Here is a 13046-nt window from a genome sequence, read left to right as displayed (position 1 = left end):
CGCGCCGATGACGGTGCGGCCGTGAATCGGCTCTCGGCCGATGGCGCCCGGTTCTGGGGCCTCGCCTTCCTGGGCCTCGGCCTGCCGGTCTGCGTCGCCCTGGCGCTGACCGGCCCGCCCGGCCCTGCCCCGGACACCGTCGGCCGGCTCGCCCACGTCGCCCTGTTCCTGGGTCTCGGCCTCTCCGCCCTGATGCTGGCCGCCCGGGGGCGCGCGGCGCTGTTCGCGCTGCTCTGCCTGCCGGGCTCGCTCGCGGCCGCGACCGGCCCGGAGGGTGTCGTGATCGCGCTGGCCGCCCTCGCCGCCGCGCTGCTCACGCCCCGGCCTCTGACGGGCCGTGGAAGGCCTGCGCGCCTTGCCGCCGCGACGCTGGCGATCGCCCTGGCGGTGCTGGCCCGGCCGGCCTGCGCGCCGCTCGCCGGGATGCTGCTGGTGCCGTTCCCGCCGACGGGGCGGTTCGGCCGCTTCGGCCGGGATCACCTGGCACCCGCGGTTCTCGCGCTCCTGCCCGCCCTTCTGCCCACCCTCTTCCGGACGTCGCTCGCCGCCGGGGCCGGGGGCGAGGCCGCCCCGTCCCCGTCCTGGCCCTCTGCCCTCTACGGCGTGTGGGCTCTGGCCCTGCTGGTGACGCCCCTCGCCCTGCGGCGCGGCCCCCTGGCACCACTGGCGGAGCGTCTCTGGCTCGTCGGATGCGCGGTGCTGGGTCTGTGGCTGGTGGTGCTGGCGCAGGCGCTCGCCCCCGCCGGACATGCCGACGGACTGCAGGTCGGCGATCTGCTGCCGCTGGGAGCGCTGCTGGTTCCGGCCTTCGCCCGGGGGCGGATCGGCACCGCGGCCTCCCTGCGTTGGCCCGCCCTGCTCCCGGTGCTCGCGGCGGCGGCGAACATCGCGGCGCTGGCCGTCGTGCTTCGGTTGGCGTGAGGGCGGTTCAGGGCCGGTCGAGGAAATCCAGCAGCACCCGGTTGAAGGCATCCGGCCGGGTGACGCTGTGGGCGTGACCGCCCTCGGGGGCGAGGTCGAGGCGGGCGTTGGGCAAAGCCGCCGCGAGGCGCTCGGAGCGCGTGTAGGGCACCAGCACGTCGTCCCGGGCGGCCATCACCAGGGTCTCGTGCGGGATCTCCCCCAGGCGGTCGGCGATCGCGAAGCGCTCCAGGGCGCCGATGCGCGTGAGGACGGTCTCCGGCCCGGGGAAATGCGCCAGCGCGTGCGCCTCGTCGGCCGCGACCCGCTCGGCCTCGGCCGACAACCAGGGGGCCGGGTACAGGAAGATCGCCTGCGCCCGCACGAAGGCTTCCGGGCCGCCCCCGGCCAGGATCGCCCGGCGGGCCGAGAAGCAGCGGCGGGTGGCCGGGTCCATGGCGTCCCAGCCGTTGATCACCACGATCCGCCCGACCCGTTCGGGCGCGGCGAGCGCCATCTGCAGGGCGATCAGGCCGCCCAGCGCGTGGCCGACCACGTCGGCCCGGTCGAGGCCGGCGGCGTCCAGCACCGCGAGCGCGTCCCGCGCCATGGCCGGGATGTCGTGGTCCGGCCCGAGCCGGTCGGGCGAGCGACCGGTGCCGCGGTGGTCGTAGGCGACGACCCGGAACCGCCCGGTCAGGGCCGCCATCTGCGGCGCGAAGTAGCCCGCCGCGCCGCCGAGCCCCGGTGAGAGCAGGACCGGCCGCCCGTCCGCCGGGCCCGCCACCGCGTGATGGAGCGGGGCCGTCCCGGGACTCATCGGCCGAGATGCGCCACGGAGGCGATCTCCACCAGGGCGTCCGGCTTCACGAGACCGCACTGGATGCAGTAGCGCGCCGGCTTGTCGCCCGGAAAATACGCCGCGTAGACGGCGTTGATCGCCGCGTAATCGGCCCAGTCCTTCAGGAAGACGTGGTTGAAGGTGACGTCGTCCATCGTGCCGCCCGCGGCCTCGACCACGCCCTTGATGGTCTCCAGCACGTGCCGGGCCTGGGCCGCCGCGTCGCCGACATGGACCACGTTGGCGTCCGCATCCAGCGGCAGCGTTCCCGAGACGTACAGGATCCCGTCGGCCAGCGTGCCCGGCACGTAGGGGGCCAGCGGCTTCCCGGTTCCCGGCGGTATCACGACCTGCTTGGGCATGTTTTTTCGGACTCTCGCGGTGGGGATGGAGGTGGCGGGGATTCTACCCGGCCGCGGCGCGGGCCTGCGCGTCCAGGGCCGCCTCGAAGGCGGAGACGTCCGAGACCCAGCCGAAGAAGGTCTCGATATTGGCGAGCGCGGAGTCCTGCAGGCTCTCCGGCCCGGCCTGACGGGTGGCGTCGGCCAGCACGATGCCGAAATATTCCCGGTGGAACCCGTCCCGCAGGGTCGACTCGACGCAGACGTTGGTGGCGATGCCGGTGAAGACCAGGGTGTTCACCCCCCGGGCGCGCAGGGTGCTGTCGAGGGCGGTGTTGTAGAAGCCGCTGTAGCGCGGCTTGGCCATCACGATGTCGCCGGGCTCCGGCGTCAGGGCGTCAACCAGGGCGTAGTCCCAGGATCCCCTGGCGAGGAGCTGCGCGTTCCGCTCCGGATTCCGGCGCATGGTCTTGAGCGCGTTGGACTTGTGCCAGTTCGGCGAGCCCGGCCCGCCGGCCTCGACGTAATCCGGGTCCCAGCCGTTCTGGAACCACAGGACGCGGATCCCGGCCGCCCGCGCCGCCGCCACCGCCCGGGCAATCCGGGCGATCACCGGCCCGGTGCCCGACACGTCAAACCCCGCGAGGTCGAGGTAGCCGCCCGCGCTCGCGTAGGCGTTCTGCATGTCCACGACGATCAGGACCGTAGCGGCCGGGTCGAGGGCGATCGGCTCGGGGCGGGCCGGCAGGACGACCGCGCCATGCCGGCCGCGGGCATCGCGGAAGCCGGCGGGCGCGGCCATCAGGCGACCTCCGCCAGCGCCGGCGCGGCGACGTGCCGGCGCGCCTGCATCAGCGGCTGGATCCGCGTCCCGAACGCATCGAGACCCTTGAGGAAATCGTCGAACACCAGCAGCACGCCCTCCACCCCGTCGATGGTCATGATCTCGTCGAGCATCGCGGCCACCTGGGCGTAGCTGCCCACCAGGGTGCCCATGTTGAGGTTCACCGCCGAGGTCGGGTCGGCGAGCTGGCGCACGTTGGTGTCGCCGCCCGACTTAGTGTCGGCCGCGCCCTGCACGCCGAGCCATGCGATCGCCTCGGAATCTGCGCCCGCCTTGTAGTGCGCCCAGGTGGCCATGGCGGCGTCCTCGGTCTCGTCGGCGATGATCATGAACAGGGCGTAGCAGGTCACGCGACGCCCGCTCTGCGCGCAGGCCTCCGCGAGCTTCTCCACGACCGGCGCGAAGGCGGTCGGCGTGTTCAGCCCCTTGCCCAGGCAGAAATTGTAGTCGGCATAGCGCGCCGTGAAGGCCAGCCCGGCGCCGCTCTGGCCGGCGCAGATGATCTTCACCGGCGCCTGCGGCCGCGGGCTCAGGCGGCAATCGTTCATCTGGAAGAACGTGCCCTTGAGGTCGCTGGCCCCAGTCTCCCACAGCTCGCGCAAAACCTGAGTATACTCGGCCAAGTACTCGTAACGCTTGGCGAAATATGCGTCGCCCGGCCACAGGCCCATCTGGTCGTATTCCGGCTTCTGCCAGCCGGTGATGAGGTTCACGCCGAAGCGCCCGTCGGAGATCGAGTCGATCGTCGCGGCCATGCGGGCGACGATCGCGGGCGGCAGGCACAGGGTCGCCGCGGTGGCGAACAGCTTGATCCGGGTGGTAACGGCGGCGAGCCCCGCCATCAGCGTGAAGGATTCGAGATTGTGGTCCCAGAACTCGGTCTTGCCGCCGAAGCCGCGCAGCTTGATCATCGACAGGGCGAAATCGAGCCCGTAGCCCTCGGCCTTCAGGGTGACCGCCTTGTTGAGCGCGAAGCTCGGGCGGTATTGCGGGGCGTTCTCCGACAGGAGCCAGCCGTTGTTGCCGATCGGGATGAACACCCCGACGCTCATGGGGCGGGCGTCTCGGGCAGCGGCGTCGTCCGCGTGGATCTCCGTCATCGTCCTGCGCTCCGCCTGGCCGGTTCCCCCCGGAATCGAGTCGGCCCGCGGAGGCTTGCAAAACCCAGGCAGGGGGTCAAACCCGCGGCACGGATTCGGCGCGAAAATGCCCATCATTCCAGCGGCTTGCACAAACGGAACGCGGGCTGTGCCCAACCGGTGCGCGCGGCCGGGCTGCAGAATTGGCCCAGTCGAGACGCGTTTTCGTGCGGTCCCTTTGCCCGGGAGGTCGCAGGCCGATTGTCCTCGCCAGACCAGGGACCATTTCCAGGGCACGATGATAGAATTCGGATCCGTCCAGCCGGAGTGACCGTCGATGCGCGCGTGGCCCGCCCTCCTCCTCCTCGTCCTCGCGGGACCGGCGGCGGCCGATGACGGCGCCCGCGCGGCGGGCCCGGGCGGTCATCGCCCGGCAGGAGCAGGCGCTGAGCCGCGACGACGCGCAGACCGCCTACGACCAGGCCGCCCCGGCGATCCGCGCGCTGTTCCCGAACGCCGACCTGTTCATCGGCATGGTCCGGAACCAGTACCGCCCGGTCTACCGCCACCGCAGCTTCGTGTTCGGCGAGGCGCGCGACACGGAAGCGGCGGGCGTGGTCCAGTCGGTGGCGATCCAGGACGAGTACGGCGTCGACTGGACCGCCGAGTACAGCCTCGTCCGGGACGCGGACGGCCAGTGGCGGATCACCGGCTGCCGCCTGATCAAGGCGCCGGGTACGAGCGCCTGAAGGCCCGCCGCCTGCCCGGCGGCGGGCCCAGCCTCACCGGGGCTCTGACTTCAGCGTCGTTAGCTTGTCGAGCATCTGCAGGGTGATGTCGGCGCAGGCCTTCGTCGGGTCGTCGTCGGCGCATTTCACGTCGATGCGGGCATCGCCGCGCTCAAGGATGAAATGTGCGCCCTTCGGCGGAGGGGGAGGCGGCGGGCCATCGGGGCCGCGCTGCGGACCTCCGGGTGGCGGGGGCGGCGCGTCGGCATCCGGGCCGCGGCGGGGACCACCCGGGAGAGGCGGCGGGGGCGGTGCGCCGGCCTCGGGGCCGGGCCGCGGACCGCCGGGGGGCCGGAGGCGGCGTCTGCGCGAAGGCCAAGGTGCCGGACAGCAGCGCCGCGACGCCGGCGAGGGCGATGATTCGGGTCATGTCGGCTCTCCTGAGGCTCGATCCGCCCCGCCGGCTCGGGTGCCGTGGAGCCGGTCAGGCTCTACGGCGCACCCGCGAAACCGGCCCTGAACCGGCCCGTTCAGCCCCGGTTAAAGGCCCGGGCCGCCGCCCGCGCAGACCGGTCGCGCGGCCCGGGCTTTCGACAGGGCCGCCGGCATCGTGTAGAGGGGGCGCCTTCCCCTCGGAGGACCCTGTGCTCCACGTCTCGACTCGCGGCGAGGCCGCGCCGCTCTCGTTCTCGGATGCGCTCCTGGCGGGCCTCGCCCGCGACGGCGGGCTCTACGTGCCGCAGACCTGGCCGCAGATCGGCCGTCCGGAGATCGCCGCCCTAGCGGGCCGGCCCTACGCGGAGGCCGCCAAGCGGGTGCTGCGCCCGCTGATCGACGGCGACATCGCCGGCCCGGACCTCGACCGGATGATCGACGGGGCCTACGCGACGTTCCGCCACCCGGCGGTCTGCCCGCTGACCCAGCTCGACGACAACCTGTTCCTGCTGGAACTCTTCCACGGGCCGACGCTCGCCTTCAAGGACGTGGCGATGCAGCTGCTCGGGCGGCTGATGGACCATGTCCTGACCCAGCGCGGCGCCCGCGCCACCATCGTGGGCGCGACGTCCGGCGATACCGGATCGGCGGCGGTCGAGGCCTTCGGCGGTCTCGACCGGGTCGACGTGTTCATCCTCTACCCGCACGGGCGGGTCTCGGAGGTGCAGCGGCGGCAGATGACCTCGGTCCCGGCGCAGAACGTCCACGCGCTCGCGATCGACGGCACCTTCGACGATTGCCAGAACCTGGTCAAAGCCCTGTTCCAGCACGCCGATTTCGCCGACGCGGTGCGACTCTCGGGCGTCAACTCGATCAACTGGGCCCGAGTCGCGGCGCAGGCGGTCTACTACTTCACCAGCGCGGTGGCGTTGGGCTCCCCTCACCGCCCGGTCTCCTTCGCGGTGCCGACCGGCAATTTCGGCGACGTGCTCGCCGGCTGGGTCGCCAAGCAGATGGGCCTGCCGGTCCAGAGGCTGATGATCGGCACCAACGCCAACGACATCCTGGTGCGCACCCTGGAGCACGGCGCCTACGAGCTGCGCGGCGTGGTGCCCACCACCTCGCCCTCCATGGACATCCAGATCTCGTCGAACTTCGAGCGGCTGCTGTTCGAGGCGCTGGGGCGCGATGCCTCGTCTCTATCGCGGCTGATGGCCGGGCTGAAGCAGTCCGGCGGGTTCTCGCTGAGCCCCGAGGTGCTGGCCACGGTCCGGTCCGAGTTCGACGCCGTGGCGGTGCCGGAATCCGACGTCATGGCGGAGATCGCCCTGACCCAGGCCGCCACCGGCGTGGTGCTCGATCCCCACAGCGCCATCGGCGTGCGGGCCGGGCGGCGGCTGCTGGAGCAGGATCCGGCGACCCCGGTGGTGGCGCTCGCCACCGCGCATCCGGCGAAGTTCCCGGACGCGGTCGCCAAGGCCACGGGCGGCCTGCGCCCGCCCCTCCCGCCGCACCTGGCCGACCTGATGGACCGGCCCGAGCGCCTGACCCGGGTGGCCAACGATCAGGCCGCCGTGGAGGCGCTGATTCGCGAGCGCGCCCGCATCACGAGGGGTGCGTGAGCCCGCGATGAACCAGCACTTCTCCACGCACGCGGCCTCGCCGTCCCTGCGCACGACACAGCTTCCGAACGGCGTGACGGTGGTGACCGAGCCGATGCCGGGCGTGGCCACCGCCAGCCTCGGCGTCTGGGTCGGCGCCGGCTCGCGCAACGAGCGCGCCGACGAGGCGGGCCTGTCCCACCTCATCGAGCACATGGCGTTCAAGGGGACGCGGACGCGCTCGGCGCAGAGGATCGCCGAGGAGATCGAGAATGTCGGCGGCGAGATCAACGCCGCCACCTCTACGGAAGGTACGAGCTACACCGCCCGCGTGCTCGGCGAGGATGCCGGCCTCGCCCTCGACGTGATCGGCGACATCCTCACCGACTCGGTGTTCGACGCGGGCGAGCTTGCCCGGGAGAAGGGCGTCATCCTGCAGGAATACGCCGCCGTCGAGGACACACCCGACGACGTGGTCTACGACGCCTTCACGGAGGCCGCCTTCCCGGACCAGCCGGTCGGCCGGCCGATCCTGGGACGGCCCGAGACGATCCGGAGCTTCGACGAGGCCGGCATCCGCGCCTATCTCGACCGGGAATACACGCCGGACCGCATCGTCGTGGCCGGGGCCGGCGCCGTGGCCCATGAGGCGATCGTGGCGGCGGCCGAGCGCCATTTCGGCGCTCTCCCCGCCAAGGCCGCGCCTGCGGCGGTGCCGGGGGTCTACGGCGGCGGCGAGCGGCGGATGCCGCGCAAGCTCGAGCAGGCCAACGTGGTGATCGGCCTGCCGGGCCTGTCGTTCCGGGACGAGGGCTACTACGCGCTCCACATGTTCGCGCAGGTTCTGGGCGGCGGCCTGACCTCGCGGCTCTGGCAGGAGGTGCGCGAGACCCGCGGCCTCGCCTACGAGATCCAGGCCTTCCACTGGCCGTTCTCCGATTGCGGCCTGTTCGGCATCGGCGCCGGCACCGCGGGGGCGGACCTGCCCGAACTCGTGGACGTGACGCTCGCCGCCACCACTCGGGCGGCCCGCGACCTCGACGCCATCGAGATCGCCCGCGCCAAGGCGCAGCTGAAGGTGTCGCTGCTCTCGGCCCTGGAGACGCCGGGCGGGCGGATCGAGCGCAACGCCCGCCAGATCCTGGCCTGGGGCCGGGTGATTCCCGCCGGGGAGGTGATCGACAAGGTCGATGCCGTCACGGTCGAGGACGTCCGCGCCGCGGCGGCCGCGATGCTGCAGGGGACACCGACGCTGGCGGCGATCGGCCCGATCCGCAAGCTGCCCAGCCTCGACAGAATCGCGGGTGCGCTCCGGGCGGCCTGAGACGGCCGCGCCGTCTTCGCTGCCCTCGCGATGACGGAGAGGGCGGCGGAATGGCTGCCTCACGCCCCACCCAACTTGATTTGGCCGCAAAGGGGCGCGATCCGCGGGCGGTGGACCGGCCCCGGAGCGCGCTTGCCCCGGGTCAGGCCCACGCCTATCGATCGAGGCCGCACGGGCGGCCGACGCCGCTTCTCGTACGGCCGGAAGTCACGATACCCTTGCGCATCCTCGCCCTCCTCCTGACCCTGGTCGGCGGCCTCGTCGGTACCCTCGCGCTGGGTGGGCCGGCCCGGGCCGTAGAGGCGGTGCGCGTCACCCTCGACGCGCCGGTGATCGATCTGACCACCGCGATCGAGCGCTACCGCTCGGACGGCGACCTGATCCAGATCTCCACGGCGCCCGGCAAGGACGGCATCGTCCGCCGCATCGTCGTCAAGGCGCGCGACGCCGGCGCCCGGCCCGACTGGATCGTGTTCGCGCTTACCAACGACACCGACGAGCAGATCGACCGCATCCTGGTCGCGCCGCATTTCCGGCTGGTCGATTCCGGGGTGATCTGGCCCGATCTCGGCGGCTCGCGCATCGCCGCCATCACGGCGAGCCAGGGCATCCGCCCGGAACGCGACGAGAACCCGGAAGCCGACCAGTTCACCATCACGCTCGATCCCGGCACGACCGTCACCTACGTCGCCGAGCTGCGCGGCTCCAACGTCCCCCAGCTCCATCTCTGGGACCAAGACGCCTACCGGCGGAAGGCCGCCGGCCTGACCCTCTACAAGGGCATCATCATCGGCATCAGCGGCCTGCTGGCGCTGTTCCTGACCATCGTGTTCGTGGTCAAGGGCGCGATCATCTTCCCCGCCGCCGCGGCGCTGGCATGGTCGGTGCTCGCCTATGCCTGCATCGATTTCGGCTTCCTGCAGCGGGTCTTTCCGGTCACGGAACTGGCCGAGCGGGTCTACCGCGCCTCCGCCGAGGCGGTGCTCGGGGCGACGCTGCTGGTCTTCCTGTTCGCCTATCTCAACCTCGCCCGCTGGCACGTGCGCTACAGCCACGTGGCGTTCTTCTGGCTCGCCTTCCTGGCGGGCCTCGTGGGGCTCGCGGTGTTCGACCCGCCGGTGGCGGCGGGCGTGGCGCGGATCTCCATCGCGGCCGTGGCCGGCATCGGGCTGCTGCTGATCCTCTACCTCGCCGCCCATAACGGCTACGACCGCGCGATCCTGCTGGTGCCGACCTGGCTGCTCCTTGTCGTCTGGGTGACGGCGGCGGGCTTCGCGGTCACCGGCCAGATCGGCAGCGACCTCGTGCAGCCGGCGCTGATCGGCGGCCTCGTGCTGATCGTGATGCTGATCGGCTTCACGGTGCTCCAGCACGCCTTCGCGGGGGGCGGCCTCAGCCACGCCCTGGTCTCCGACACGGAGCGGCGGGCGCTGGCGCTCACCGGCGCGGGCGACGTGGTGTTCGACTGGGACGTGCCGGCCGACCGGGTCTTCGTCGGTCCGGAGATCGAGGGCCAGCTCGGCCTCGCCCGCGGGACCCTGGAGGGGCCGGCGACCAACTGGCTCGGGGCGCTGCACCCGTTCGACGTGGAGCGCTACTCGGCGGCCCTCGACACGGTGATCGAGGAGCGGCGCGGCCGCATCGTCCACGACTTCCGCCTGCGCTCGGCCGCCGGCACCTTCTTCTGGTACCGGCTGAAGGCGCGGCCGGTGATCGGCGCCGACGGCGAGGTGATCCGGGTGGTCGGCACCATCGCGGACGTCACCGAGATCAAGACCGCGGAGGAGCGCCTGCTCCACGACGCCGTCCACGACAGCCTCACCGGCCTGCCCAACCGGGAATTGTTCGGCGATCGCCTCGACGCGGCGCTCGCCTTCGCTGGCCAGGACCCGCGCCTCAAGCCCACCGTGATCGCGCTCGATGTCGACCGGTTCAAGGGCATCAACGACGCGATCGGCCTGTCGGCGGGTGATTCGATCCTGCTGACCCTCTCGCGCCGGCTCGGCCGCCTGCTGCGGCCGCAGGATACCCTCGCCCGGGTCGCCGGCGACGAGTTCGCCGTGATCCTGCTCTCCGAGCGCGACCCCGATCGGATCCTGGCCTTCGCCGAGATGATCCGCCGGGCGATCGCGACCCCGATCACCTACGCGGACCGGGAGATTTTCCTCACCGTCTCGATCGGCCTCGCCCTCCACGAGGCGGGGGCCAACCTCAAGCGCGACGAGGTGTTCAAGAGCGCCGAGATCGCCATGATCCAGGCCAAGCGCAACGGCGGCGACCGGATCGAGGTGTTCCGGGCCCATATGCGCACCGATCGCTCGGACCGGATGATGCTGGAGAGCGACCTGCGCAAGGCGATCGAGCGCAACGAGATGCGCGTCCTGTTCCTGCCGGTGGTGCGGCTCGAGGACCGCACCGTGGCGGGCTTCGAGACGGTGCTGCGCTGGGACCACCCGAAGCTCGGGCGCATCCCCGCCTCGACCTTCCTGCCGCTCGCCGAGGAGAGCGGCTTCATCGTCAATCTCGGCATCTTCGCCCTGGAGCGCACCGCCCTCGAACTCGCGGCGTGGCAGCGCTCCCTGGAGGTCGAGCCGCCGATCTTCGCGGCCTGCAACCTGTCCTCGCGCCAGCTCCTGCGCCACGATCTCCTGCACGACGTGAAGACCGTGCTGGCCCGTTCCGGGGCCCTGCCCGGCTCGCTCAAGCTGGAATTCAGCGAGAGCCTCGTGATGGAGAACCCGGAATACGCCGCCCAGATGCTGGCGCGGATCCACGACCTCGGCGCCGGCCTGTGCCTGTCGGATTTCGGCACCGGCTACTCGGCGCTCTCCTATCTCCAGCGCTTCCCGTTCGACACGATCAAGGTCGACGCGACCTTCGTGCGCCAGATCGGCACCGGACAGACCGCGATCCTGCGCTCGATCGTCCGCATGGCGAGCGAGTTGAACCTCGCCATCGTGGCGGAGGGCTGCGAATCGGAAGCCGACGCCCAGGCACTGGCCGGGCTCGGCTGCGAATACGCGCTGGGTCCCGCCTTTGGCGAGCCCATGACCCTGCTGCAGGCCCGGCAGATCGTCGGAGCGGCCCCGGAAGCGGCCTGAGGTTCGTTCCGGAGCGGGGGATCAGGTATACTGCCGACCAAAGATCAACCCGGCGGCAGGGGATGCGATGACGCCCGAACAGATCAAGCGCGTGCAGGACAGCTTCGCGAAGGTGCGGCCGATCGCCGGGACGGCGGCCGACCTGTTCTACGGGCGCCTGTTCGAAATCGCCCCGCAGGTCCGCGCGCTCTTCCCCGAGGACATGGCCGAGCAGAAGCAGAAACTGATGGCCATGCTGGGACTGGCGGTGGCCAATCTCGCCCATCCGGAGACCGTGGTCCCTGCGCTCCAGGACCTCGGACGCAAGCACGTGGCCTACGGCACGCAGGCCGCCCATTACGAGCCGGTGGGCGCCGCCCTGCTGTGGACCCTGGAGCAGGGCCTGGGCCCGGATTTCACCCCGGAGGTGCGGGAGGCCTGGACCGAGACCTACACGCTCGTCGCCCGGGTGATGCAGCAGGCGGCGGCGGAAGCGGCGTGACACGCGATCGGTTTAAGGCCCCCTCAAGGCTAAGCCTCTGAGAGGGTTGAGGAGCGTTCCTGGTGGAACGCGCGGTCACAGCGTTCCACCGTTAGCCACGAACCAGAGCCAGGAGCGGTTCGAACGAGTACATCGCCGGCCGCCTACCTGCTGATGGAGAAACAACCTCCAGAAGCTTGGCCTCCTGTAGGGCGCGGACAAACCGGTAAGCAGTTGCCGAGGGTATGCCCGATCTCGTGGTAAAGACGTTGTTCCGAAAAACTGGCCTCGTAAAAACGAAGTCCAGCGCAGCGACACCCCACTGCGAGGACAAAACAGATCTGAAGCGCTCCTTCATTTCTTCGTATAGCGATCTGATCTGCTCTGCCACTTGCAAGTTTTTCTGCGCTTGAGCTTCTATGGCTTCAAGAAAAAAGATCACCCATTCGGTCCATTCATCGTTGGCGGACACAGCCCGCATTTTATCGATGTAATCGTCCCTGCGTTGCTCAAGATACCCACTCATATAGAAATATGGTTCGGATATTTTCCCATGCTTCCAAAGCATCAAGGGAATGAGCATTCGTCCAATGCGTCCGTTGCCATCCTTGAATGGGTGCAGTGCTTCAAATTCTAGATGAACCAGTGCAGTGCGTATCAATATTTCCCAATCTGTATTATCCATAAACGTCATCATGGCATCCAATCCGTCGTTCAGATTTTCTGGACGGATGGGCACAAATTGTACTTTGCGGCGCGATCTGTCGACTAAATAGTTTTGTTCAGTTTTGAATTCTCCCGGAGACATCGCTGCGCCGCGTCCATACCCAAGAAGAACATTGTGGGTTGATCGGAGTAGAAATTTGGATATCGGCTGGCCTTCTTTGATCCGTTGCTGGCTGAGACGAAGGGCGCGGCTGTAAAGCCACACCTCGATGGCTTCGCTCCTGTATTTCGCCTCGGCCTCGCCCTCGCTGTCTTCGCGGTCGGCCTCGTACCGCAGCACCTCATCCAAGGTGCTCACGGTCCCCTCCATACGCGACGAGACGACAGCTTCCTGGCTCTGCAATGGCGCAAGGAGCAGGCTGCTGTTGTGCAGGCCCTTCAGCATTTGGTCGTAGCGCGCCAGCGCCTCCGAGGCGCTGGACACCAGCATCATTAACCGTCCGTAGTCGATGCCTGCCGGGGGGAACTTGCCGTAGTGGTACGGAACGGCATCGCGCAGATCGTACCCGTTTGGAGAAGGCTGGCTCACAGGTTGGCTCTCAAAAAATGACCTGTTTGATAGGCAACGGCGTTTGATTGCACCTAGCGCAAGACAACACCGTTTGTCTATCAAAGATCGACGTTTTTGATAATCAAACCGTTTTGCCTCTCACGCGTGACAGGCAA

The 13046-nt window shown here is 70.0% G+C and carries 11 protein-coding genes; 6 read left to right on the top strand and 5 right to left on the bottom strand.

Annotation, left to right across the window (positions count from 1 at the left end; translation table 11 throughout):
- Positions 1–21: 21 nt before the first annotated feature.
- A complete protein-coding gene (locus ABIE45_RS19525; RefSeq protein ID WP_192709536.1) occupies positions 22–921 on the top strand; it encodes a DUF2142 domain-containing protein in 900 nt (299 codons plus the stop codon).
- Positions 922–928: 7 nt separating this feature from the next.
- Here the strand turns inward: ABIE45_RS19525 and rutD are convergent, their stop codons facing one another.
- Genes rutD through rutA form a run of 4 tightly spaced genes read right to left on the bottom strand, consistent with a single transcriptional unit; the run spans position 929 to position 3978 of the window.
- Complete coding sequence (gene rutD / locus ABIE45_RS19520; RefSeq protein WP_192709535.1) at positions 929–1720, bottom strand: pyrimidine utilization protein D; 792 nt, start codon at positions 1718–1720, stop codon at positions 929–931.
- Positions 1717–2103: a pyrimidine utilization protein C gene (rutC, locus tag ABIE45_RS19515; protein WP_192709534.1), complete on the bottom strand. Its 387-nt coding sequence runs from the start codon at positions 2101–2103 to the stop codon at positions 1717–1719. The genes rutD and rutC overlap by 4 nt, the downstream gene beginning before the upstream one ends.
- 43 nt (positions 2104–2146) lie before the next feature.
- Positions 2147–2884, bottom strand: a complete 738-nt coding sequence (gene rutB, locus ABIE45_RS19510; RefSeq protein ID WP_192709533.1) for a pyrimidine utilization protein B — start codon at positions 2882–2884, stop codon at positions 2147–2149.
- The gene (gene rutA / locus ABIE45_RS19505; protein WP_192709559.1) at positions 2884–3978 is read right to left on the bottom strand and encodes a pyrimidine utilization protein A; all 1095 of its coding nucleotides are present in this window, start codon (positions 3976–3978) and stop codon (positions 2884–2886) included. Before rutA ends, rutB begins: the two co-directional genes overlap by 1 nt.
- A 419-nt stretch (positions 3979–4397) precedes the next feature.
- Between rutA and ABIE45_RS19500 the strand changes: the two genes are divergently transcribed.
- The 5 genes from ABIE45_RS19500 (at position 4398) to ABIE45_RS19480 (ending at position 11675) form a co-directional block, all read left to right on the top strand.
- Positions 4398–4754 (top strand): DUF4864 domain-containing protein, encoded by a 357-nt coding sequence (locus ABIE45_RS19500; protein ID WP_373622484.1) that lies wholly within the window; start codon positions 4398–4400, stop codon positions 4752–4754.
- A gap of 623 nt (positions 4755–5377) precedes the next feature.
- Complete coding sequence (gene thrC / locus ABIE45_RS19495; RefSeq protein ID WP_192709531.1) at positions 5378–6790, top strand: threonine synthase; 1413 nt, start codon at positions 5378–5380, stop codon at positions 6788–6790.
- A 7-nt stretch (positions 6791–6797) separates the two neighbouring features.
- On the top strand, positions 6798–8093 hold the full coding sequence (locus tag ABIE45_RS19490; protein ID WP_192709530.1) for a pitrilysin family protein: 1296 nt from the start codon (positions 6798–6800) through the stop codon (positions 8091–8093).
- 224 nt (positions 8094–8317) lie between these two features.
- Positions 8318–11194, top strand: coding sequence for an EAL domain-containing protein (locus ABIE45_RS19485; RefSeq protein WP_373622892.1), 2877 nt, complete (start codon positions 8318–8320; stop codon positions 11192–11194).
- Between the two features lie 67 nt (positions 11195–11261).
- Positions 11262–11675, top strand: coding sequence for a globin family protein (locus ABIE45_RS19480; RefSeq protein ID WP_192709528.1), 414 nt, complete (start codon positions 11262–11264; stop codon positions 11673–11675).
- 91 nt (positions 11676–11766) lie between these two features.
- On the opposite strand, the gene ABIE45_RS19475 is transcribed toward ABIE45_RS19480, so the two are convergent.
- Positions 11767–12909, bottom strand: a complete 1143-nt coding sequence (locus tag ABIE45_RS19475; protein WP_373622483.1) for a Fic family protein — start codon at positions 12907–12909, stop codon at positions 11767–11769.
- Positions 12910–13046: the final 137 nt, after the last annotated feature.

It is taken from the genome of Methylobacterium sp. OAE515 (assembly GCF_041806315.1).
GTDB lineage: Bacteria > Pseudomonadota > Alphaproteobacteria > Rhizobiales > Beijerinckiaceae > Methylobacterium > Methylobacterium tardum.
This window is presented reverse-complemented; position numbering and strand designations above follow the sequence as displayed.

What these genes read in the sequence shown, in the direction of transcription:
- rutA (WP_192709559.1), bottom strand. Translation starts at nt 3,978, where the DNA reads ATGAGCGTCGGGGTGTTCATCCCGATCGGCAACAACGGCTGGCTCCTG.
- ABIE45_RS19500 (WP_373622484.1), top strand. Translation starts at nt 4,398, where the DNA reads ATGACGGCGCCCGCGCGGCGGGCCCGGGCGGTCATCGCCCGGCAGGAG.
- ABIE45_RS19480 (WP_192709528.1), top strand. Translation starts at nt 11,262, where the DNA reads ATGACGCCCGAACAGATCAAGCGCGTGCAGGACAGCTTCGCGAAGGTG.
- rutB (WP_192709533.1), bottom strand. Translation starts at nt 2,884, where the DNA reads ATGGCCGCGCCCGCCGGCTTCCGCGATGCCCGCGGCCGGCATGGCGCG.
- rutC (WP_192709534.1), bottom strand. Translation starts at nt 2,103, where the DNA reads ATGCCCAAGCAGGTCGTGATACCGCCGGGAACCGGGAAGCCGCTGGCC.
- ABIE45_RS19490 (WP_192709530.1), top strand. Translation starts at nt 6,798, where the DNA reads ATGAACCAGCACTTCTCCACGCACGCGGCCTCGCCGTCCCTGCGCACG.
- rutD (WP_192709535.1), bottom strand. Translation starts at nt 1,720, where the DNA reads ATGAGTCCCGGGACGGCCCCGCTCCATCACGCGGTGGCGGGCCCGGCG.